Origin of the sequence: Haloarcula sp. CBA1115, from assembly GCF_000827835.1 — an archaeon.
GTDB classification, from domain to species: Archaea; Halobacteriota; Halobacteria; order Halobacteriales; family Haloarculaceae; genus Haloarcula; species Haloarcula hispanica.
In genome coordinates, this window is the sequence record NZ_CP010529.1 from 2761179 (window position 1) to 2782205 (window position 21027).

The following is a 21027-nucleotide window of genomic DNA, read 5'->3' on the forward strand; positions in this document are numbered from 1 at the left end:
AACTACCAATCGCGGTTCGACAGTCTCGTAGCGAAACCACTCCTGTACCGGTGGTGAGCGCCTGATGGCGTTCGAGTCCGCCGGTGCGGGCGAACTGTTCCTGCTGGGCCGACTCCTGTTCGGCGGGGTGCTTGCGTTCATGGGTCTGAACCACTTCCAGAACGCCGGACAGATGGCCCCCTACGCGGAGGCAAAGGGGCTCCCGGCACCGGTGGCGTCGGTCTACGGGAGCGGCGGACTGCTCCTCGTCAGCGGTATCCTCGTTATCCTCGGTGCGTACCCCGTCATCGCAGCCGGGGCGCTGGCGACGTTCCTCGTCGCCTCCGCCGTCATGATGCACAACTTCTGGGCGGTTCCGGACGACCAAGTACAGGACGAGATGACGCAGTTCCTCAAGAACGTCGCCCTCGCCGGCGGCGCGCTGTCCCTGCTTGCAGTGGCCGGCACGTCGTGGCCGTACAGCGTCGGTATGTCCCTGTTTTGAGGTGACGCGTTCACTGGCTCAGGTTGCCTGACACCGACCCGTTCCCTGTTTGTCACTGTTGGAGAGTGACACCTGCCGCCATCCATAAGCCGTCCCGTACCTGAACTGTGCGTGAATGATACAGTCGCTGCCGACGCCGGCCATGCCCGCGTGGCTCCCGTGGCAGGAAGCGGTCGTCCTCACCGTGGTGCTCGCGGTCCTCGTCGCCGTCCGCCGCCTGTCGGCCGCGCGACCTGGCGACGGCATACGGGCGCGACTCCTCCTCGGCGTTCCGTGGGGGACGCTGCTGACGATGGCCGGCGTCCTGGCGGTGTATCTGTTCCTGCAGGGTGCGTGGTGGCACCCGCGGAACCCGCTTGTCACGCCGTTCCGGACGTGGTCGTACTTCTACCCGTTCGGGATGCTCACCGGGGCGTTCACCCACGGCAGTCAGGGGCACATCACGGGGAACCTCATGGGCACGCTGGTGTACGGGACAGTCGCGGAGTACGTCTGGGGCCACTACCCCCGCAAGCGTGGCGTCCAGACCTTCACGTCGCTGCGGACGAACCCGCTCGCCCGGATTCTGGCCGTTCCCGTCGCCATGTTCGTCGTGGGCGTGTTCTCCGCGGTGTTCGCTATCGGGCCGATTGTGGGCTTTTCCGGCGTGGTGTTTGCCATAGCCGGGTTCGCACTCGTGACGCGGCCGACGCTGTTTCTCGGCGCGTTTCTCGGGAACCGCGTACTCGACCTCCTGTATTCGGCGCTTCGCTACCCGGTGTCGACGGCCTCGGGCCAGACCCGGTTCGTGACGCCGTGGTGGTCCAACATCGCCATCCAGGGCCACGCCATCGGCATTCTGGCTGGCGTCATCGTGGCCCTCGCGCTACTGTGGAACCGGGACGAACGCCCCGACACGCTGCGGGTGTTCTTTGCGACGCTCGTGTTCGCCGTCGCGCAGGGACTTTGGGCGGTGTACATACCGCTTGGCGGCGGCCGGTTTCGGCTGTTCCGCTGGGCCGGGACGGCACTGGTGTTCGTTCTGGCGCTCGTCGTCGCCGCGTCGACCGTCGGCTCCGACCGCGAATTCCGTCCTGGATTCGATCGTCGCCCGGCCTCACTCGCAGTGGTGGTCCTGCTCGTCGTCCTCGGCGCACTGAGTCTTGCCGCCGTCCCGACGAACATCGTCGACCTGGAGGACGACCAGCTCCCCGAAGACGGCATCGAGGTCGGAGACTACGTGGTGACCTACGACGAGAACGTCCCGAACGCGTACTTCGAGAGCATCTGGGTCCCAACGCAGCGGGAGGGGGCGAGCGTCAACGCCAGCGGTGTCATCGTTGCCAGCGCGGAGCGTGAGGTCTGGATCGCCGCCGTCCAGCCGGGCCGGCTCGCGGTCAACGGCAAGGAGCGAGTCACGGTCGGCGGGGCGACCTGGCGCGAGTCGGTCTACGCGAACCGGACGGACTGGTCGGTGCTCGGCAACGACAGCGTCTATCGGGTCCAACTCAGGCGTGAGGGCGGCCAGCCCCGGACGGCCTACACCTCGGAGCCGTCGACGGCGGACGTGATACTGGACGGGCGGAACGTGACAGTGGCTGCCCAGCAGAACGGGTTCGACGTGAGCGTAACACGGGGGAACGAAACGGTCGGGCAGGCACCGCTCCCGGCGAACATGACGCGGGCGCGAATCGGCGGGCTGACCTTCGAGCGGAACCGCTCGCGGCTGTACGCACGGACCGACGGCACTCGCGTCAAGATCGCGGAGCGTCGCCAGCAAGCGGCGCGGAGCTAGGTCCAGTCGATGCGGTACACTTCCGCGGTGATCGCCTGCCGGTCCGATTCGTGGAACTCGAACTGTCGCGGTAGGTCGAACTCCGTCTCGAAGGCGTGGGTCACCTCGCCGCCGTTGTCGGCGGCGAAGGACTCGACGAACGACTGGCTCCCCTCGTTGTGAATCGAGTAGGAGACGCCCGCGACGACTGCGGCGGTTTCGAGGAACCGACGGTCGGCATGTTCGTTGTCCGACTGCGCGCCGAAGGGTGGGTTCATCACGACGGTGGTTTCCTCGGTAGGCGGACACAGCGGGGCTGTAGTGGCATCCGCTCGAACCCACGACACTGGCGTCGTCGACCCGACCTTCCGCTCGTTTTCGCGCGCCGTCGACAGCGGTGCAGGGTCGATATCTAGCCCGACCACCCGCGCCGGCGACCGCAGCGCTGCACCCAGCGCCAGCATCCCGGTGCCACAGCCGAGGTCGACGACCGTCTGTCCCTGGATATCGTCCTGGAGGTCCGCAGTATGGACCAGATGCGCTGCCAGGTCCGGCGGTGTCCGGTACTGTTCGAGACTGGCCCGTGGGTTGTCGAACCCGGCGACAACGGCGAGTTGCTGGGCGAGCGCACTCTTTGTCGGCATTACTGGAGATACGCCCGATTCATTCAAAAACGTTTGGAAATGCCCAGCAGTTATTCCGATGGAAGTGCGACGACGAATTCGCTGCCGCCGAGGTCGCTTTCTTCCACCCAGATGTCGCCGCCGTAGCTGTCGACCATCACCGACACGAAGTAGAGTCCGAACCCGGTCCCCGTCGACTCGGTTCCACGCTCCCCTTTCTCGAAGATCGCCTCGCGCTGTTCGGGCGGTATCCCGGGGCCGTCGTCCGCGATGCGAAGGTGGACCATCGAGTCGACGCGTTCCGTCGTCACCTCGATTGTGGTGCCTGAACCGCCGTGTTCGACGGCGTTCGTCAAGATGTTCCCGACAACATCGTCGAGGAGGTCGTCAGCCACGACCTCGATGCCGTCAGGGATGTCTGTTTTGAGTGTGCAGTCCTCGTCCATCGAGGCCGCTTTTCTCGTGGCCCCTTCGACGACCGGCCCCAGTGCGATCGTCTCTGCCTCGGTCAGGCCGTCGTCAGACATCGTGCTCAGCACGCTCCGGACCTTCTGTGTGAGGTCGACGATATCCCGACTCCAGTCCAGAATCGTTTCGGCGTACGTCGCCTGTGTCCCGCCGAGTGCGTCTGCAAGCGTTTCCGCACGCGCTTCGATGACGGTCATCCCGTTGAGGATATCGTGTCTGAGGATGCTGTTGAAAAACTCCATCTGCTCTTCGCGGCGCTTGAGATCCGTGATGTCTGTCCCCTCGACGATTATTTTCTGCACGGTACCGTCGACCGCTACTGGTCGGGCCACGACAGCGGTCGAGATCCGCTGGCCGTCTGCGCCGATATGCTCGGCCTCGAACCTGACCATCTCACCGTCCATCGCCCGCTCGACAGCATCCTGGCAACGGTACGCCACTGCCTCATTGTGGTTCCACCAAGGCGTGTCCCAGAACGGTTCCCCGAATATGGCTTCGTCATCAGCATCGACGAACCCGAGCGCTGTTTCGTTCGCCCTGAGGAGGTTTCCGTCAGCGTCGAGGATACCGATGAACGTCTCCGGTGAGTTGAACGTCGCTTCCAACAGCTGCTGGCTCTGCTCGCGTGTGTCGACAGCTAGCTCGCGTTCGATCTCCGCTTCGACCCACTGCGTGAGATGCTCGAACAGCGTCTGTTGCCAGTCCGAGAACTCCGAAATCGCCTCGTTGTCGTTGACGAAACACAGCGTTCCGTACTCCGCCCCGTCCGCCCGAAGCGTCGTGCCGACGTACGCCTCCAGTCCGAACCGCTCGTAGGCGGGGTCAGTCGACATTGACTCGCTCGCGTTGGTGACGATGTGTATCCCGGATTCGTCGAGGGTGTGTCTGCAGTACGTCTCGGAAAGTGGTGTCTCGTCCCCCGGCGTAATCGTCGAAGACAGGCCGCTACTGGCGACAATTGTGTGTTCGTCGCCGGAGACGACCGCGATATGCCCGTTCGGAAACCCCAGGTGTTCTCGACCGACGTCCAAGACTGGCTCGACACGCTCCCGAAACGAGGTCCCGCTGGCCGCCATCGCTGCAGTGAGGTCCTGCATAGCTGCCAGATAGCGATCTCGCTCCTCCGAGTCGCTACCCTCGGGACAGTCCAGCGGATCATCCATAGCAGGTGACTCGGTCTCCCGGGAGTTGAAGATTCGGACCCGTTTCTCAGGAGCTGAAATGCACCCGAGCGATGACGGTGTGACAAGCAGCCACCCCTACAGAGTCGCGTGCGGGAGTTCGACGTAAAACGCTGCGCCACCGAGGTCGCTGTCCTCGACCCAGACATCGCCGCCGTAGCTCCGGACCATCGTGGCCACGAAGTAGAGGCCGAAGCCAGTACCGCCGGACTCAGACCCTTTCTCGCCACGTTCGAAGATGCGGCGGGCCTCGCTGTTCGAAATCCCGTCCCCGTCGTCCGCTAAACAGACGGTCACGACGCCTTCCTTGACCGTTGTCGTCACGTCGATGGTCACGTCTGGTCCGGCGTGTTCGACCGCGTTCAGAAAGAGGTTCCCGAACACGTCATCGAGCAACTCGTCAGCGACGACAGTGACCACCTGTGGCTCGATAGTAACGGTACAGTCGTCGCTGACTGACCGGGCGCGGTCCGCCGCATCGTCGAGGACAGTCTGTAGCTCCCGGTGTTCGTGGTCCCGCCCGCCCTCCTCAGTGACCGTCTCCAGCACCGCCCGGACCTTCTCGGTGAGTTCGATGAGGTCGTCGCTCCACTGGACGATGGTCGACGCGTACTCGCGTTCCTCGCTGTCGAGCGTGTCTTCAAGGAGCTCGCCACGCGCCCGGATGACGTTCATCCCGTTGAGGATGTCGTGTTGCAGGATGCTGTTGAAGAAGTCCATCTGGTCGGTCTGTCGCTGAATGGCACGCTGCTGGCGGCTCCTGACGACTGCGTACCGGAGCGCTCTCACGAGTCGGTCGCCGTCCAAGTCCTCTTTCGGCAGGTAGTCCTGTGCGCCCCGGTTGATCGCTTCGATAGCCACCTCCCGGTCCTGCATCCCGGTGAGGACGATGATCGGCACTCCCTCCACGATCTCGGTTGCCCGGTCAAGGGTCGCAAGCCCTGTTGACTCGGGGAGTCCGAGGTCCAGCAGTACCACGTCGTAGGCCGCCTCCGAATGCTCGGCGACCGGCGCAAGCGATTCGACGTGGGAAATCGTCACGTCGTCGACGAAGTGCGCCACCGCCGGCGAGTTCAGGTGATGCTCGACGAGGCGGGCATCGCCCGGGTTATCCTCGACGAGGAGCACGTCGAGATGCACCGTCTCAGCCATCGTTATTTCGGCGGCCGCTTGACGACCGTAAGGAAGAAATCTTCAATGCTGCTCACGATGTCGACGAAGCCGTCGAAGTCGACCGGTTTCGTCAGGTAGGCGTTCGCGTGGAGATCGTACGATTCGATGATGTCCTCTTCCGCCTCGGAACTGGTCAGCACGACGACCGGAATCCGCCGGAGCGACTCGTCGCCTTTCATCTCTTCGAGGACTTCCTGCCCTCCTTTGCGGGGCATATTGAGATCGAGCAACAGCAGGTCCGGCCGCGGTGCGTCGTCGTACTCACCTTCCTGCCGGAGGAACGCAAGCGCCTCGACGCCGTCGTTGACGACGTGAAGGTTGTTCAGCACCTTCCCCTTCTCCAGGGCTTTCTCGGTCAGTTTGACATCGCCGGGATTGTCCTCCGCCAGCAGAATCTCCACCGGCCGCCCCTCGCTGGAGTCAGTCATCGCCATTCACCTCCGTCACCGCGGGCAGCGTAAATTTGAATATCGCGCCGTCGTCGGACGGTTCGACCCAGATGCGGCCGTCGTGGCGCAGGACGATTCGCTGGCAGACGGCCAGCCCGATGCCGGTGCCCTCCGTGTCGTGGGCACCGGCGCGGTGGAAGATGTCGAACACCTCCTCACGGTCCGCCGCCGGAATCCCCGGCCCGTTGTCCGAGACGGTGAACGTCACCATGCCGTCGTCTTCTTCGGCGCTGACCTCGATACGGGGTTCGATGCCGGCCTCCGTCGCGTACTCGATGGCGTTTTCCAGCAGATTCTGGAACACTTGGCCGACCTGGTTCGAGTCGGCGTCGACGCGTGGCAGTGACTCTGCCGTGATGGTAGCGTCCACCTCCTCTATTCGCATCTGTAAGGCGTCCAGCGTCCGGTCGAGGACCGCTTCCGGGTCCGTCTCCTCGAAGTCACCCGCCTTCGTCTCGACGCGGGAGTACCGGAGCAGGGCGTCGACCATCTCCTGCATCCGGTGGGCACCGTCGACGGCGAAGGCCATGTACTCGGCGGCCTCCTCGTCGAGGTCGTCGCCGTATTCGCTGTCCAACAGGTCGACGTAGCTCGACACCATCCGGAGCGGTTCCTGCAGGTCGTGGGACGCGATGTAGGCGAACTGCTGGAGCGCCTCGTTCGAGCGCTCTAGTTCGGCCTGTTTCGATTTGAGCCGCGTCTCGCGTTCGATTCGCTCCAGCGCGGCAGCCGCCGTACTCGCGAGAATCTCAAGCAGGAACCGCTCGTCGCCGTCGAACGACGCCACGGTCTCGGACCCGATACACAGCATCCCCTGGTCATCGAGCGGGAGACACAGGAGCGTCCGCATCGGCATCGCCGGCGCTGACGGGTTCGACAGTTTTTGATAATCCTCGATAACGGTCGGCTCGCTGGTGTGGAAAATACGGTTCTCGTCGCTGTCTGGCCCCATCGGCGGGAGATCCGCCGCCGTTTCCACGCCGGCGAAGTCGGTCGCCTTTGCCGTCGCGCCGATTGGATAGAGCGTGTCGTCGCCGCTGTCGTGGGACCATATCGCGGCGAGCGGCTGGTCGACGATACGCTGTGCAATCTGTGTGACTGTGTCCGCGGCCGCAGTCTCTGTGCGGCTGTACAGCAATTCGTTCGTCGCGTCGCTGAGCGCCTCGACGCGCTCCTCGCGGCGTTTGAGGGCGGTGATATCTCTAGCTACACTGACGACCTGTTTGAGTTGTCCGCTGTCGTCGAACACCGGTCGATACCACGTCTCGAAGACGAGGTTGTCGACTTCCTGTGTCACGCGGACTTCCTCCCCGTCGAGGGCCTTCTCGACGGCGGTGATGATGTCCGGATACTCACTGTACGTCTCGAACACCGATGTCCCTTCGAGGTCGCCGGGTTCCATTCCGAGCCCTTCCAGCCCCTTCCCGGCTGAATACGTGAACACGCCGTCCGGGTCTAGCGTAAACACCACGACAGGGAGATTCCCCATCAGGGTGTGGAGCTGTTCGCTCTGTTCTGCGTGTTTTCGTTCCCGCTCGCGGATGCTGGTCACATCGTGAATGAACGCCACAACACGGGTCTCGTCGCCGAGAGCAGCTCGCTTGAGCGTTACCTCGACCAGTTGGTCCGTGCTGTCGGGTCCCTCCGTTGCCCACTCGACCTGCGCCGAACCTGACGTGGCTGCCTCGGCTATCAGGTCGTTTGCGTCCGCCGTGGAGAACCCCGGCGGACTGAACTCGCCGACGTGCATCCCGACGATGTCGTCCGGAGTACACCCCAGGAGCGCGCCCGCGGCCTGGTTGGCCCGGACGACGGTTCCGGTGTCGGCGTCGTGGATCATAATCGGGTCCGGACTCGCCTCAAAAACGTCCTGATAGATAACAGCGTCCTCTGTAGAAGCCATGGACCGTATCAGCGCCCGCGCTACAAGACAGTACGCCCCTTGTTATCAGCGGTGAAAACTGGCGCTACCAGGTACCGTGAAAGGTGTCGAACTCCAGGGATTCGAGCGGTTTCTCGCCGATAGCGATCTCGTACTCGCCGGGCGTGAGCATCGGCTTCTTGAACTGCGGGCCGTCGTCGGTGGTGATGCGCGGACAGCCGGTGTTGACGTAGGCGTCCATCCCGAAGTTCGTCAGCCGGTCCGGCGTCACCTCGTCCATGGTTATGAGGTAGGCGTTCTCGTTGTTGTCGACGATCTCCTGGGCCTTGTCCCAGCGGCCCTGACCGATCTTGGTACAGAAGATGACGCCCCAGGACTCGGCGTCCATCGCGCGGTGGACCGCGCCGTAGCGTTGCTTCATGAACTTCTCCGTGTCGGCGACGGTGACGACGTTGTTCACCGGGTCGGCGATGACGACGTGTTTCTCGGGGTGTTCCATCGCCAGTCCGAGGGGGTGGAACTTCCCGCCACCCACGTACAGCATCTGGTCGGCGTCTACGTCGGCGCTGGCGTAGTTACAGCCCAGCACCTGGCCCTCGTGGGTGAGCCGCTCGTCGCCCCGGCGCGTGTGGACTGTGTAACCGCGCTCCTCAAGCCACTCGCGCATCTCGTCGAACTTGTTCATATGCTGGGCCGTCGTTACCAGCCCCACGTCGGGGTCCTCTTCGGGGTCCGCGAGCTGTTCCTCGCGGGCCTGCTCCATGATGGGGAAGACGTCGACGTTCGAGAACAGCGGTACGTAGATGATCTTGTCCGATTCCTTCATCGGCGAGTGGCCGAAGTGGACGAACACGTCCGTCCGGCGCATCATGTACGTGTCGAGGTCGCAGGCCCCGTAACAGGGCTGGCCCGAGAGCAGCACCGTCACGTCGTCGGGGAGGTTCTCGCGGAGGTCATCGGCGACGGCCGGGCCGCGGCGCTTCAGCCCCTCGGGGAACTGCAGTCCCACCTTCTCGGCGTCTCGCTCCTCGACGGCTTCGACGATTCGGTCGAGCTCGTAATCCCACTCGCGGTCGTGTTTGAGCGACAGTCCGGTGTTCCGGAGGTCGCCGTCAGTCCGCTCTTGACTCATTGCAACCCTGTATCGGTTCGAGCGGCATAACCCCCGTGTTTCGGCGAGCGACAGTTACTCCATAATCTCGGCAAGCTGTCGCTCGACCCGCTCGACGTTCTCCTCTAAGTCACGAGCCATCTGGTGTTGCGTCCCGTTGGCGTCAGCCAGTTCGTCGATAGACTCGGAAACCTCGGCGGCACGCTGGGCGATCTCGTCGATCATGCTGGCGATTTCTTCGGCGCTTGCGGCCTGGTCGTCCGTCGCCTCCGCGACCTCGCTGATACCCTGTTCCGTCTCCGAGGTCGCGTCGAGGATGGCCTGCTGGTTGTCTAGCACCGTCTCCAGATCGGTGAGGGCTTGCTGAACCGCATCGGTCGTTTCTTCGACGTTTTCGGCGGTGTTGTCGGCCATCTCGCGGACCTCGCCGACGATGCGCTCGACCTCGTCGGCGTGCTGTTTGGACTCGTCGGCCAGTTCCTTGATCTCGTCGGCGACGACCGCGAACCCGTCGCTGTCGCTGTTGCTCCGCGCGGCCTCGATGTTGGCGTTCAGCGCCAGCATGTTCGTCTGGTCCGCGATGTCGTTGATGACCTCGACGAACTCGTCGATCTCCTCGATGTGGCCGCGGAGTTCCGTCGAGTCCGACGCGACCTGTTCGGCGGACTCAGTCGCGTCCTCGACGCGTTCGATGGTTTCTTCGGCTGTCTCGACGGACTCCTCGGCGAGCTCCCTGGCCTCGCCGCTCTGACTGCTCACTTCCTCGGCGCTGGAGGCGATTTCCTCGACTGTGGCGCTGAACCCGGAGACCTCGGACTGGACCTCGTCGAGGTTGTCGGACTGCTCGCCGGCCATGTCTTTGATCTCGTCGGACTGCTCGGTAACGGCCGCGGCGGAGTCGCTGATTTCGCCGACCGCCGACTCGACGTCCGTCGCCATCTGGGACTGGAGGTTCTGGAGCGCTTCGCGCTGTTCGACGATATCGCTGAAATCGATCAGTAGCTCTAGCGCACCGATAGCGTCCCCGCCGGGGCCCATGAGCGGGATCGCCACTGCCCGCGCGTGTGCCATCGTCCCGTCGGGTCGTTCTGCCGAGCGGAACTCGTCTTCCCGGACTGGCTCCCCGGTTCTGATGACCTCCTGGGCGAGCGTCTCGTCTTGGCCTTCCGTGCCAAACACGTCGTAGGCGTTCATCCCGACCGCCTTGCTCGCCGGGAGCCCGAGCAGGTTTTCAACCGTCTCGTTCCAGTGTGTGATATCGCCATCCGCGTCGACGACGAACGCCCCTTCCGGTAGCTCCTCGACAAGCGACTCGAACGCGTGGAGCCAGAACTCCTCGCTGTTATCCATAGACTCCGGCAGCAGTTCCCCCGCTGTAGCTTGTTTAGCCATTATTGTAAACAGCAATGAACCGGGTAAATGATTTCTGGCCGATTACAACTGCTGATAACTGAGTGGCGTCATATTGACACCGAGGAGAGGCGGGAATTCACGACTGGAACAGAGTCCCACGGGGTAACAGACGCAGCCTGTCGTACCAGCACTGGGCAGCTATCCCGCCTGAAACAACCCGGTTTCGGCAGGCCTATACCGCCCGAGTCCATACCAATCGGTGATGAGCATCGAGACCGATACCGCCGCTGATATCGACGGTGACCACGTCGAGGCGCTCGCTACAGAGTTCGGCGAGGCAATCGCCGAGCTACCGGTGTACCAGCGATTCAAGGAGACGAAAGACGCCGTCGAGAACCACGACGAGGCGCAGGCGGCCATCAAGGAGTTCGAGCAGATCCGCGAGGAGTTCATGCTCGCCCGCCAGACCGGCAACGCCTCTCAGGAGGACCTCCGGAAGGTCCAGCAGAAGCAGGAGGAACTCCACGACATCCCGGTGATGAGCGACTATCTGGAGGCCCAGAACGAACTCGAACTGCGCCTGCAGGAACTCAACGAGATCGTCTCCGAGGAACTGGCCGTCGACTTCGGCCAGAAAGCCGGCGGTTGCTGCGAAGACTGAACAGCGGTACTTCTCGCGGTCGCGTTTTTCGCTGACTCCGCAGCTACCGGTCAAGAACGCAGATGACGCCGACAGCTACCATCCGTCAGCCGCACTGTTCCACCGACAGTTATGGCCAGTCAGTGACACGGCCCCGCTGGCCGTGCTGTGCTGTCACTCCTCGACTTCGGTTTTCACCACGACCGCCGGTCGCTCGGTCAGCCGAAGCACCTTGTCGGTGATGCTGCCGAGGAGACTTCGGTACTCCGCCGGCCGCCGCTTCGTCCCGAGGACGAGCAGGTCGACGTCCGCCTCGTCGGCGGTTGCGATGATGGATTCGGCAGGCCGTCCGTGTTTCAGGGTTGTTGTTACGTCGACGCCGGACGCCTCCGCGTCATCCTGTATCCGGGCCAGCGTCTCCTGGCCCGTCTCTTCGAGGCCGTGTTCCGGCCCCTCCGATTCGTCGACGTACTCGTCGCCGCTGTAGGCAGTGTACACGTCTTCGTCGACGACATACAGCGCGTGGAGGGCCGCGCCGTGTTCCGCTGCGAGGGCAATCGCGTGGGACTCGGCGTTGGTCGAGGCTTCTGTCCCATCCGAGGCGAGGAGGATGTGATCGTACATACAGGTCGTATTTCTCCCAACTGGGAAATAAACCGAGGGTTCCGTTCTCAGACAGCGGGAGACACCCGGCGTCTTCGAAACATCTTAGCGACCGGGCGTGGCATCTCTGCACATGACAGTCGAATCTGATTGGGACGACTGGCTCCCGCGTGCGGTGGAGTCGGCGACGCCTGACGGGCTGGCGATCTGGTATCTGGGCTGTAACGGCTTCATCGTGAAATCGAGCGGCGGAACGACCGTCTTCATCGACCCGTATCTCGGCACGGGCGACCCCCCGCGGACCGTGCGGATGGTCCCGGTGCCGTTCAACCCCGAGGACATCACCGAGTGCGACGCGGTTCTGGGCACCCACGAGCATACCGACCACGTTCACGGGCCGTCACAAGCGCCGATTCTCGCCGGGACGGGCGCGGACTATTACACGACCGACAGCGGTCACGATGTCATCCGGGAGGAAGCGTGGCTGGAGAACTACAGCGTCACCGACGACCAGCTCCACGAAGTCACGGAGGGGGATACGCTCGAAATCGGCGATCTGACGGTCCACGTCGAACCGGCCAACGACCCCGACGCCGAGCATCCGGTGTCGTACGTGTTCGAACACGAGTCCGGCACGTTCTTCCACGGCGGCGACGCCCGTCCCGGCGAGTTCGAAACTGTCGGCGAGCGCTACGACATCGACGTCGGCGTCCTCGCGTTCGGGACCGTCGGGATGATCGACGACAAGGAGACCGGCGAACCCACACGAACGCAGTGGTACAACGACGAGAACATGATTATCGAAGCCGCGAACGAACTCCAACTGGACACCCTCGTCCCGACCCACTGGGACATGTGGAAGGGGATGACGACGGAGCCGACCGTCCTGCACAACCACGCCAACAGCTTCGCGCATCCCTCGACGCTTTCAATCGTTGAAATCGGCGACCGGTACGATCTCGATTGACAACGGTCTGCCAGTGTCGCACGGACGGTCTGTCCGTCTTTGCTGGCTCACGTCCTGTTCGTGTTACTGAGGTTACGTCTCTATATTATATTAATCAGTATCGTATAGAAAAAAAAGGTGTAAATGTTGGTCAGGTACGTACCTTTAATACTATTGCTGAGACCATACAGACCATGAGCAATTCGCAAGCCTACGACGAAGTTACTGTCACCGCAGATGGCGTGACAGTGACCAAGCGGTTCGAGGCGGACGAGTTCCCCGTACCCGCGATAGCGTTCAATCTCACTTCACGGCGGTCTGTTCCGGTGACGGTCAGGCTAGTCGACACCGTTCCAGAAGACGTAGCAGTCGAGGATCTGGGCTTTCACCCCGAGTACGGCAGCGAGTACTGGGACATCAACGAAAACCGGATCGCCTTCGAGAAGGAACTCGAACCCGAAGCTGACTACACGACCGTCTACGGTATCCGTGCGACGGGCACCGACGACGTCGAGAAGTTCCTGACGGAACCCGAAATCGAGAGTGTGAACCCGCCTCTGGACGAGGACGAGGAAGACCTCGTCGGTGGGGGCGACGAGGCTGTTCGGGACGTCATCGCCGGTGACGCCGACAGCGTTCCCGGTCTGGAAGACGATGACGACGAGGACATCGAGACGCTGGACCTCTCGGACCCGAACAACCCGGACTCAAGCGTCGAAGCCCCGGAAGAGAGCAACGCCGCACCGGCAGATTCCGAGGTCCAATCCGGCGCTGTCGTCGCGACGATGGCACAGGAAATCCGCGATCAGAACGTCTCCCCCGAAGACGTGAAGCTCCTCAAGCGTGCGCTCGACGCCGTCTCCGAGGACGACAGCGACGCCGGCGGCGTCAACGACGCCCGGATCCAGCGCATCCAGAGCGATGTCGCGGACCTCCGTGCGTACACCGACGCTCTCGAGGAGTTCCTCGAAGAGAACGGTACCGGCGAGGACATGATTCAGGAGTTCGGCGAGCGCCTCGATTCCTTCGAAGCGACTCTAGAGGATTTCGAGGACGAGGTCCAGTCGGCGACGGATGCAGCCACGTCCGCCTCCGATCAGGTCGACGACCTCTCCGGGGATGTCGAGAGCGTCGAAGGGCAGCTTGACGCCCTCGAAGACGATATCGAAGCTGTCCGCGAGGAGATCGACGACGGCGAACTCGCCGACCGGATCAACGAAACCGAATCGGAGATCGAAGAGCTCAAACAGTGGCGCGAACAGCTGTCGTCGGTTATCGGCGGCGGCGAATAACCGAACTCGTTTTACCGGTCCCCCGTCTGTGCCTGCATAATGACGACGACGAGAGTGGCCGTGCCGCGCAAGGGCCGGCCCCTCGAAGCAGTGCTGGAGCGACTCGCCGGGCGCACGGGGACCGCCGACCTGGCCGACGATATCATCTCGACGCTTCGCTACGAGAAAGCCGTCACCAAGGGTAACCAGGACGCGGTCGCCGACGTGTACCATCGCATCAGCGACTACTCCTCGCTCGATGAGCCATACGAGCCAGAATACACGCTGCTCCGCGACGACCGCGACGGGATGCCACGGCGGATCGTCTTCGACAGCGTCACTGTCCCGACCGAACACGGTGACGTCCAGCTGGTCGGTCGCGAGGAGCCGTTCCGGGCGCTCCGGACCCACGAGTTCGCGCTCGGGTTCGACAGTGCCGACCTCGTCCTCGAAGAGGTCGTCCAGCTTCGGGACGAACCGCTGACCGCCATCGACGAAATCAACGACCGCATCGACCCGCTGGATACGGACGTACGGGTCGTGACCGGGCTGGGCGATACGGTGTACCACACCCTGCTGGCGACGCCGGATGTCATAGACACACAGGACGGCCCCCTCGACCGGGCCTTCGTCACCAACTACGAGGGCGAACTCTGCATCTCACCGCGCTACGAGCGGCTCGTCGAAGCCGTTCTCGGAACCAGCGCGCTCGATGGCATTTCCTTTACTTATCCGACGGAGGGCGGCGAAGAAGAGGAAGACATCGCGGCGACCGGCCTCGGCGTCTACCTCACCGTCACGGGGTCGACCGCGCGCGACCACGGCCTCGAACTCGGCGAGCAGTTGTTCCCCAGCGAGACCGTGCTTCTGGAAAACGCCCACGAGCGCACCGAGACCACGAAGCAGGTCGCCGGTCTGTTCGAGGAGCCCGAAGAAACAGCGCTGCAGTCGGTCTAAAACCGTTTTCAGAGACGCCGTCGCTGGATGAGTTTCGCAGCGACGCCGATGGGCACGATGACCCACGCCACGAGCGCCGCGGCGACCATCGGCACGGTCAGCCCGGCCTGGGCCAGCACGCTGCCGAAGCCACCGGCGACCACGTCCACCTGTGAGAGCGCGAGCACGCGGAAGCAGTCCACGGGGTTGAGCAGTATCGCCGCGGCGATAGCGCCGGAGCCGAGGTCGAACCCCGCAACCGCCCCCAGTGCGACCAGATCGTGCAACAGCGCGACCCACAGCCAGATGGCCAGCGTCGCACCGAGCGCGTGGGTTTTCGTCCGCGAGACCGTCGAGACCAGCACCGCAACGCCCAGCATCGCACAGGCGGTCAGGACCGCAGCGAGGGCGACGGCGGCGTACTGCCCGACGCTGGCGAGACCGATATAGCGGACGGTCAGCAGCGCGCCGGGGACGAAGCCCAGCAACATCGCGCCGGACAGCACCGCCGCCCGGCCGATGGCAGTCCCGACGACGACACGGCCTTCCGTCACCGGGAGCGCGAGCATGAGTTCGAGCGACCCGCGCTCGTCCGCCCCGACGATGGCGTCGTAGCCGACCGCCAGCGCGGTCAGCGGAACGAGGTAGACGCCGAGTTCGGCGATAGTCGCGATCACCGCGTCGAAGCGACCCGGGCCGACCGAACTCGCGCCGAACTGGACAACCGCGGTGGTGAAGAGACCGAACAGCAGCGCCACGCCGAGCGCCCACCGGCTCCGCACGGCCAGCCGGTACTCCCGGCGAGCGATGGTGAGCAGGCTGCTGTCGGCAAACCGAGCAAGCGCCGATTCGTCGGCAGCGTCCGTGGCCGTACTTCCCTCGGTTCCGCCGTCGTGTAACCGGGTAGCCGGAGCGTCGACCGAAACGACGCCGCCGTCCGGGGTCGGATCTGTCGAGGAGTCGCCCTCGCTCATGCCGGCTCACCTCCGGAGTCCTCGGTCGCCGCCTCCGCAGCCGCCGCCGTGCTGTCGGAGCCGGTGTCATCGCTGTCGTCCGCCCCGACGGCCTCGTGGAACGCGGCCTCAAGGCCGGGTTCGCGGACCTCGAAGCGGTCGATGTCGTACCCCTCACCGACGGCGGTCAGCAGGTCGTAGGCGTCGGTCGGCGTAGTCCGTGCCGTCACCGCCGCGCCGGAGCGGCTGACGCTGGACACTGCCTCGTGGTCCCCGAGGTCGGTCGCCGCGTCGCTCGCAGCCGCCTCGGACGCGAGCGACAGCGACACCGTCACCTCGTCGGCGGCGGCGCGGCGAAGCTCCTCGACCGGTCCCGCCGTCGCCACCTGTCCGTCGGCGATGATGACCGCCTCCGAGCAGAGCCGCTGAATCTCCCCGAGCGCGTGCGAGGAGAAGACGATAGTCACGTCCGTCTCGGCCGCCAGGGATTCCACGACCTCGTGGAACGCCCGGATGCCGTCGGGGTCGAGCCCCGCGGTCGGTTCGTCGAGTATCAGCACGGCCGGCTCGCCGACGAGTGCCGTGCCGAGGCCGAGCCGACGGTTCATCCCGTTGGAGTAGCCGCCGACGCGGCGGTCCGCGGCGTCCGCGAGTCCGACGGTGTGCAGGATGCGCTCGACGTGGTGTGCCCGGTCTTCCCGGGGCACCGAGCGCATCCGGGCGTGGAAGCTGAGTATCTCGCGGCCGGTCAGGCTCGGCGGGAAACCGGCGTGCTCCGGCAGGTAGCGCACTCGCTCGCGGACGGTGGTCCCGTCGGTCGGGTCCGCGCCGGCGACGGAGACGCTGCCAGCGTCCGGTCGGTTCAGCCCGACGAGCAGTTTGAACAGCGTCGTCTTGCCGGCCCCGTTCGTGCCGAACACGCCGAGGGTGGCCCCCTGTTCGACAGACAGACTCAGTCCGTCGAGCGCCTGCACGTCGCCGTACGCTTTCGATACGTCGTCGACATCAATCACATTCATAGTAGCTCCTCCAGTTCTCGTGGGGTGGTTCGGTGAGCGGGCGGGCGTCGACGACACCGGGCGACTGGACGACGGGCACGGACGACTCGGCCAGCCGAACGGCGTCGAAGGCCGGGCTACTGGCGAACACCCGCGCGGCGGGCTTTTCGGCAGTCACTTGCTGGACGGTCCCGGCCGGCTGGTAGCGGGTGTCGCCGACGCCGTCGTCGTCAACATCGGTCGGGTTCGCCCGGGACCAGTAGTTCCCGACGCTCTCGTTCCAGTGGACCTGGTCGCTCATCACCGCGAGCACCGGCCGGTTGTTGCGGATGAAACTGTTCTCGGTCACGGTTCCGTCGGTGCTCCCCGCGGCGATGTGGACACCGATATCGTTGCCGACGACGAGGTTGCCGACGATGCGATTGCTGACGGAGTTGTAGACGAACAGCCCGTTCTCGTTGTCGACGAGGTGGTTGCCGCGGATGTCCGTGTCGTCGATGCTCTTGACGAGGATGCCGTGGCCGGACTGCCCGCTGTTGTTGACCGCGACGTTGTCCTCGATGACGAGGTGTTTCGACACCATCAGCGCGTACCCGACGTCGTTGTTGAAGGCGGTGTTGTCCCGCAGGTGCGAGTCGTCCGAGTACATGTAGTGGACTCCATAGCGGAGGTCCCACATCGTGTTCTCGCTGGCGTTGACGTCTTTGGCCCAGTTGAAGTACAGTCCGTCCCGGACGGTGGTGATGTCGTTGTTCCGGATGACGCTGTCCTCGGTCTTCCAGATCTGGACGCCGTTGCCGCGTTTGGTCAACTGCGTTATCTCCTCGCGGCCGACGATGGTGTTGTTGCGGATCTTGGCGTCGTCGACGCCGTCGAGCCAGATGCCGAAGGTCATGTCGGTCACGCGGCTGTCGCGGACGGTGACGTCGCTTCCGTTGACGAATATCGCGGCGTCGTTCGTCGCGGCGCTGTAGCCGCTGTTGCGGACCCAGAGGTCCGCCACGGTGACGCCCTGCGCTTCGACGGCGAGCACGTCGCCCTCGCCGTCGCCGTGCAGCAGCGCTGACCCGGGACCGTTCCCGGACAGCGTGACGTTCCGCGTCGTTATGACGAGAGTCTCGTCGAAGCGACCGTCAAGCGTGACGGTGTCGCCGGGGTCCGCCGCGTCGACTGCCGCCTGTGCGCTGTCGTAGGTCTCGCCGTCGACCGTTGCGGTGCCGTCGGCCGACGGGGCGGTGAACGAGTCGGTCTCGGGCACGTCGGGGTTGAAGGCGAGGTCGTCGCTGCCGGTCGGGCCGGCGCTGGCCATCCCGACAGCCACGACCGACAGCACGAGCAGGACCGCGGTAGCGACGGCGAACACGCGCTCGAAATCGTGGGACAGTGGGCTCATGAGTGGGTTTCTGGTTGGTCAGATTTGACCGCGGTGGTCGTGGGGCGGTGCGGGGCGTCATCCTCGTCGTCGGTGTCGCCGTCACGGCCGAGGCGGTCCCGAACGGCGTCGGGAAGCCCGGTGAGCCCGCTACGGAATCGGGCCGGGAGTTCGCTGAACGTCGCCGCCTGGTCGCGGTAGTAGTACGAAACCGCGAGCAGTCCAACGGCAGCTGCGGCCATGTACGCGCCGAGGCCGAACCGGGAGACGCTCGTGATGTTGGCGACCTGATACTGGCCCCACAGCGGCGGCGTGAAGCCGTCGACGCCCATCACCGGCGCGCCCGGGTCGAGCGTGTGGCCGGCCTGCCAGAGCCGGTACTGGATATCGGCCAGCATCACGGTGAACACCAGCACGGTGCCGCCGAACTGGTATTTCAGGCCGCGCTTGAGCTTCTCGGTGGTCGGTGCGATTGCGACGAACACCGACAACAGTGACACGCCGATGAACGCGACCGGTCCCAGCGCCCACTCGGGCACGTCGATGGCGTTCTCCTCGACGGGGAAGTTGGGCTCGACTAACACCGGGTCGGGGAAGTAGAACCCGACGTAGTGGTTCAGCCGCGCCATCTCGATGAAATCCCCAGTCAGGTGGGGGTAGGCGTACAGGGAGACGTGCAGCGTCGTGCTCGGATACTGGACCGCGTCGACGCTGATGTGCCACATCGGGAACGCGAGCGCCGCGACGAACAGCAGCGCCGCTCCCACGGGGAGGCCCCGTCGAATCTCGCGGAAGTCGTCGATGGTGGGTCGTTGCATGGCTGAACACCTCCGAAATGGGTTGTGTCGCTACCCCTCCGCCGGTTCGACGATCATCCGGCTGCGCATCTCAAGGTGCAGGGCGCTACAGAAGTACGTGCAGTAGATCCAGTACACCCCGGGGTCATCAGCCGTGAACGTGACCTCCCGGGTGTCCTGTGGCGCAACGGCGTAATTGATGTCGTGCTCGGGGATGGCTACGCCGTGGATGATGTCCTGTACGCCCTCGATGTTGGTCGTGGACAGTTTCACCTCGTCGCCCTCCTGAACCGTGAAGTCCGGCAGGCCGAACTCCGAGCGCTTGGTCGTCATTTTGACGTGGACGCTGTTCTCGCCCGTGCGCTCGACGCCGGAGTCCTCCTCGGAGATGTAGGTCTCCTCGTAGTCGTCCTTGTCGTAGACCTTCTTGGCGTCTATCTTGTCCTTGTGGGCGAACACGCAGTCGTGTGGCTCGGGGTAGGCTGGGTGGTCCGCGACCAGTTCCATCTCCTCCTCGCCCTGGCCGATGTGGATGAGCTGGTCGTTGTCGGGCATAATCGGGCCGACCGGGAGGAACCGGTCCTTGGAGAGTTTGTTGAGGCTGACGAGCCACTCCCCGTCGGGGTCGGTCGTCATCGCCTCGAGGGCCTGAATGTGCCCGGGGTTGTAGTGGACGTCCTGCTTCTCGATGATGGGGTCCTCGGACCCTTCTTCGGCCTCGACGGCCGCCTCGATGTCCCACTTGACGGCCTGTGAGTCGATGAACAGCGACGTGTAGGCGTGTCCGTTGCCGTCGAAGGTAGTGTGTAGCGGGCCGAGTCCGACGCGTGGTCGCCCGGCGACGACATCTTCGGGGTCGGAGGAATCGGCCAGCGCGTTCAGGTCGATCATCGTCACCGTCGGCGAGAGCTTCCCCGCGACGAAGGCGTAGTCGCCGTTCGGGCCGACCTCGACACAGTGGGGGCTTTTCGGCGTCGGAATGTACTTCACGATGGGGCGGTCGCCCTGGTTGAGCGAACTCCCCTGCGTGCCGTCGACGACGGGGATGCCGTTGACCTCCTCGTAGTTGCCGTTCTCGACGGCCTGCTCGATGGCCGGAATGTCGAACGCCTTGACGTTGTCCCGGTCGTCTTTCGTCATGCCCTGGATGTCGGTGGCCTCCTCGCTGTTGTACGCCGAGGAGATGGCCCACCGACCCTCTTTGCCGGTGTCGACGATGTCGAGGTTCCCGTCGACTTTGACCTGCCACTGGGTCTCCATCGACTCGGGGTCGACGGCGACGAACAGCGACGTGTAGTTGTCCGGGTTCTTCGCGTCGGTCCCGTCGTTGGGCAGCGGCACGCGGAACTCGCCGTTGCCCAGCACATACTTCGTGTCCGGCGAGAGGACACAACAGCCGTGGATGGCCTGCATGTTCGGGACGTCCGTGATGGCGTCCGTCTCGAAATACGTGAGGTTCACGCGGGCGATGCGGCCGTTGGCCTTGTCGTTGACGTACAGGTATTCGCCGTCGTAGTCACCGTCCGTCTCCGAGAGGTTCGGGTGGTGATTGTCACCCCAGCTATACCCGCCGCCCTCTTCCAGCATTTCCTGAGTCCCGTCAGTGAACCCATAGCCCGACGCACAGTCGGTGTTGAACACCGGAATGCGGGTGAGCTCCCGCATCGACGGGATGCCGATGACCCGCAGTTCGCCGGAGTGGCCGCCGGACCAGAAGCCGTAGTATTCGTCGTGTTCGCCCGGTTCGACCGTGTGGCTCGCGCCGCTGCCCGAGGGTGTCGACTGGCTGCCGGCACTGCCATCGCCACCGCCGGTCAGCGCTGAACAGCCAGCGACGGACCCCATCGCACCGGCGGCGACGCCGGCCTTCATGAAGTCTCGGCGACCGAGCGAGAGGCCGGGCAGTCCCAGCGAGAGGTTGTCGTCCGCAGTCGATTCGTCGGGGGACTCGACCTCCGCTAGTACCGAGTCGAGGGTTTCTTCGTACTCTTCGAGGACTTCGTTCGGATCGCGTGGGGTTTCGTTTTTGCTCAT

19 protein-coding genes are annotated in these 21027 nt (G+C 64.3%); 6 read left to right on the forward strand and 13 right to left on the reverse strand.

The annotated features are described in order from the left end of the window. Nucleotides 1–64 precede the first annotated feature (64 nt). Together SG26_RS13855 and SG26_RS13860 are read left to right on the forward strand one after the other, a co-directional pair. Nucleotides 65–484, forward strand: a complete 420-nt coding sequence (locus SG26_RS13855; protein ID WP_050037859.1) for a DoxX family protein — start codon at nucleotides 65–67, stop codon at nucleotides 482–484. 115 nt (nucleotides 485–599) lie between these two features. Then, nucleotides 600–2258 (forward strand): rhomboid family intramembrane serine protease, encoded by a 1659-nt coding sequence (locus SG26_RS13860; protein ID WP_050037860.1) that lies wholly within the window; start codon nucleotides 600–602, stop codon nucleotides 2256–2258. Here SG26_RS13860 and SG26_RS13865 read toward each other — a convergent pair. The 7 genes from SG26_RS13865 to SG26_RS13895 all read right to left on the reverse strand — a co-directional run bounded on the left by SG26_RS13865 (nucleotide 2255) and on the right by SG26_RS13895 (nucleotide 10474). Next, nucleotides 2255–2881 carry an METTL5 family protein gene (locus SG26_RS13865; protein WP_050037861.1) on the reverse strand — a complete coding sequence of 209 codons (627 nt, stop codon included), beginning with the start codon at nucleotides 2879–2881 and terminating at the stop codon, nucleotides 2255–2257. The two genes, SG26_RS13860 and SG26_RS13865, sit on opposite strands and share 4 nt — an antisense overlap. Nucleotides 2882–2931: 50 nt before the next feature. Further along, nucleotides 2932–4491: an ATP-binding protein gene (locus SG26_RS13870; RefSeq protein ID WP_050037862.1), complete on the reverse strand. Its 1560-nt coding sequence runs from the start codon at nucleotides 4489–4491 to the stop codon at nucleotides 2932–2934. Between the two features lie 96 nt (nucleotides 4492–4587). Next, nucleotides 4588–5661 carry an ATP-binding protein gene (locus tag SG26_RS13875; protein ID WP_014040098.1) on the reverse strand — a complete coding sequence of 358 codons (1074 nt, stop codon included), beginning with the start codon at nucleotides 5659–5661 and terminating at the stop codon, nucleotides 4588–4590. A 2-nt stretch (nucleotides 5662–5663) separates the two neighbouring features. Beyond that, nucleotides 5664–6110: a response regulator gene (locus SG26_RS13880; protein WP_044952200.1), complete on the reverse strand. Its 447-nt coding sequence runs from the start codon at nucleotides 6108–6110 to the stop codon at nucleotides 5664–5666. Then, nucleotides 6103–8034 carry an ATP-binding protein gene (locus tag SG26_RS13885; RefSeq protein WP_014040100.1) on the reverse strand — a complete coding sequence of 644 codons (1932 nt, stop codon included), beginning with the start codon at nucleotides 8032–8034 and terminating at the stop codon, nucleotides 6103–6105. The genes SG26_RS13880 and SG26_RS13885 overlap by 8 nt, the downstream gene beginning before the upstream one ends. 64 nt (nucleotides 8035–8098) lie before the next feature. Continuing rightward, the gene (gene dph2 / locus SG26_RS13890; protein WP_050037863.1) at nucleotides 8099–9145 is read right to left on the reverse strand and encodes a diphthamide biosynthesis enzyme Dph2; all 1047 of its coding nucleotides are present in this window, start codon (nucleotides 9143–9145) and stop codon (nucleotides 8099–8101) included. A 54-nt stretch (nucleotides 9146–9199) separates the two neighbouring features. Continuing rightward, nucleotides 9200–10474, reverse strand: coding sequence for a methyl-accepting chemotaxis protein (locus tag SG26_RS13895; protein ID WP_050038286.1), 1275 nt, complete (start codon nucleotides 10472–10474; stop codon nucleotides 9200–9202). A gap of 265 nt (nucleotides 10475–10739) precedes the next feature. On the opposite strand from SG26_RS13895, the gene SG26_RS13900 reads away from it, so the two are divergent. Beyond that, nucleotides 10740–11138 (forward strand): YlbF family regulator, encoded by a 399-nt coding sequence (locus SG26_RS13900; protein WP_008309674.1) that lies wholly within the window; start codon nucleotides 10740–10742, stop codon nucleotides 11136–11138. Nucleotides 11139–11291: 153 nt separating this feature from the next. On the opposite strand, the gene SG26_RS13905 is transcribed toward SG26_RS13900, so the two are convergent. After that, nucleotides 11292–11741: a universal stress protein gene (locus SG26_RS13905; RefSeq protein ID WP_050037864.1), complete on the reverse strand. Its 450-nt coding sequence runs from the start codon at nucleotides 11739–11741 to the stop codon at nucleotides 11292–11294. A gap of 112 nt (nucleotides 11742–11853) precedes the next feature. Between SG26_RS13905 and SG26_RS13910 the strand changes: the two genes are divergently transcribed. From SG26_RS13910 to SG26_RS13920, 3 genes are all read left to right on the forward strand, one after another. Next, nucleotides 11854–12687 (forward strand): MBL fold metallo-hydrolase, encoded by an 834-nt coding sequence (locus SG26_RS13910; RefSeq protein ID WP_050037865.1) that lies wholly within the window; start codon nucleotides 11854–11856, stop codon nucleotides 12685–12687. A 173-nt stretch (nucleotides 12688–12860) separates the two neighbouring features. Further along, a complete protein-coding gene (locus SG26_RS13915) occupies nucleotides 12861–13958 on the forward strand; it encodes a hypothetical protein (RefSeq protein ID WP_050037866.1) in 1098 nt (365 codons plus the stop codon). Nucleotides 13959–13997: 39 nt separating this feature from the next. Next, a complete protein-coding gene (locus tag SG26_RS13920) occupies nucleotides 13998–14894 on the forward strand; it encodes a hypothetical protein (protein WP_050037867.1) in 897 nt (298 codons plus the stop codon). 8 nt (nucleotides 14895–14902) lie between these two features. On the opposite strand, the gene SG26_RS13925 is transcribed toward SG26_RS13920, so the two are convergent. Genes SG26_RS13925 through nosZ form a run of 5 tightly spaced genes read right to left on the reverse strand, consistent with a single transcriptional unit; the run spans nucleotide 14903 to nucleotide 21027 of the window. Next, on the reverse strand, nucleotides 14903–15847 hold the full coding sequence (locus SG26_RS13925) for an ABC transporter permease (protein WP_050037868.1): 945 nt from the start codon (nucleotides 15845–15847) through the stop codon (nucleotides 14903–14905). Further along, the gene (locus tag SG26_RS13930; RefSeq protein WP_023843219.1) at nucleotides 15844–16845 is read right to left on the reverse strand and encodes an ABC transporter ATP-binding protein; all 1002 of its coding nucleotides are present in this window, start codon (nucleotides 16843–16845) and stop codon (nucleotides 15844–15846) included. The genes SG26_RS13925 and SG26_RS13930 overlap by 4 nt, the downstream gene beginning before the upstream one ends. Further along, the gene (locus SG26_RS13935) at nucleotides 16832–18217 is read right to left on the reverse strand and encodes a nitrous oxide reductase family maturation protein NosD (RefSeq protein ID WP_050037869.1); all 1386 of its coding nucleotides are present in this window, start codon (nucleotides 18215–18217) and stop codon (nucleotides 16832–16834) included. Before SG26_RS13935 ends, SG26_RS13930 begins: the two co-directional genes overlap by 14 nt. Further along, nucleotides 18214–19014, reverse strand: coding sequence for a hypothetical protein (locus tag SG26_RS13940; protein ID WP_050037870.1), 801 nt, complete (start codon nucleotides 19012–19014; stop codon nucleotides 18214–18216). Before SG26_RS13940 ends, SG26_RS13935 begins: the two co-directional genes overlap by 4 nt. Nucleotides 19015–19044: 30 nt before the next feature. Then, nucleotides 19045–21027, reverse strand: coding sequence for a TAT-dependent nitrous-oxide reductase (gene nosZ / locus SG26_RS13945; RefSeq protein ID WP_050037871.1), 1983 nt, complete (start codon nucleotides 21025–21027; stop codon nucleotides 19045–19047).

Excerpts from the sequence above, each read along its gene's own strand:
- SG26_RS13855 (WP_050037859.1), top strand. The coding sequence starts at position 65 with ATGGCGTTCGAGTCCGCCGGTGCGGGCGAACTGTTCCTGCTGGGCCGA.
- SG26_RS13860 (WP_050037860.1), top strand. The coding sequence starts at position 600 with ATGATACAGTCGCTGCCGACGCCGGCCATGCCCGCGTGGCTCCCGTGG.
- SG26_RS13865 (WP_050037861.1), bottom strand. The coding sequence starts at position 2,881 with ATGCCGACAAAGAGTGCGCTCGCCCAGCAACTCGCCGTTGTCGCCGGG.
- SG26_RS13870 (WP_050037862.1), bottom strand. The coding sequence starts at position 4,491 with ATGGATGATCCGCTGGACTGTCCCGAGGGTAGCGACTCGGAGGAGCGA.
- SG26_RS13875 (WP_014040098.1), bottom strand. The coding sequence starts at position 5,661 with ATGGCTGAGACGGTGCATCTCGACGTGCTCCTCGTCGAGGATAACCCG.
- SG26_RS13880 (WP_044952200.1), bottom strand. The coding sequence starts at position 6,110 with ATGACTGACTCCAGCGAGGGGCGGCCGGTGGAGATTCTGCTGGCGGAG.
- SG26_RS13885 (WP_014040100.1), bottom strand. The coding sequence starts at position 8,034 with ATGGCTTCTACAGAGGACGCTGTTATCTATCAGGACGTTTTTGAGGCG.
- dph2 (WP_050037863.1), bottom strand. The coding sequence starts at position 9,145 with ATGAGTCAAGAGCGGACTGACGGCGACCTCCGGAACACCGGACTGTCG.
- SG26_RS13895 (WP_050038286.1), bottom strand. The coding sequence starts at position 10,474 with ATGGATAACAGCGAGGAGTTCTGGCTCCACGCGTTCGAGTCGCTTGTC.
- SG26_RS13900 (WP_008309674.1), top strand. The coding sequence starts at position 10,740 with ATGAGCATCGAGACCGATACCGCCGCTGATATCGACGGTGACCACGTC.
- SG26_RS13905 (WP_050037864.1), bottom strand. The coding sequence starts at position 11,741 with ATGTACGATCACATCCTCCTCGCCTCGGATGGGACAGAAGCCTCGACC.
- SG26_RS13910 (WP_050037865.1), top strand. The coding sequence starts at position 11,854 with ATGACAGTCGAATCTGATTGGGACGACTGGCTCCCGCGTGCGGTGGAG.
- SG26_RS13915 (WP_050037866.1), top strand. The coding sequence starts at position 12,861 with ATGAGCAATTCGCAAGCCTACGACGAAGTTACTGTCACCGCAGATGGC.
- SG26_RS13920 (WP_050037867.1), top strand. The coding sequence starts at position 13,998 with ATGACGACGACGAGAGTGGCCGTGCCGCGCAAGGGCCGGCCCCTCGAA.
- SG26_RS13925 (WP_050037868.1), bottom strand. The coding sequence starts at position 15,847 with ATGAGCGAGGGCGACTCCTCGACAGATCCGACCCCGGACGGCGGCGTC.
- SG26_RS13930 (WP_023843219.1), bottom strand. The coding sequence starts at position 16,845 with ATGAATGTGATTGATGTCGACGACGTATCGAAAGCGTACGGCGACGTG.
- SG26_RS13935 (WP_050037869.1), bottom strand. The coding sequence starts at position 18,217 with ATGAGCCCACTGTCCCACGATTTCGAGCGCGTGTTCGCCGTCGCTACC.
- SG26_RS13940 (WP_050037870.1), bottom strand. The coding sequence starts at position 19,014 with ATGCAACGACCCACCATCGACGACTTCCGCGAGATTCGACGGGGCCTC.
- nosZ (WP_050037871.1), bottom strand. The coding sequence starts at position 21,027 with ATGAGCAAAAACGAAACCCCACGCGATCCGAACGAAGTCCTCGAAGAG.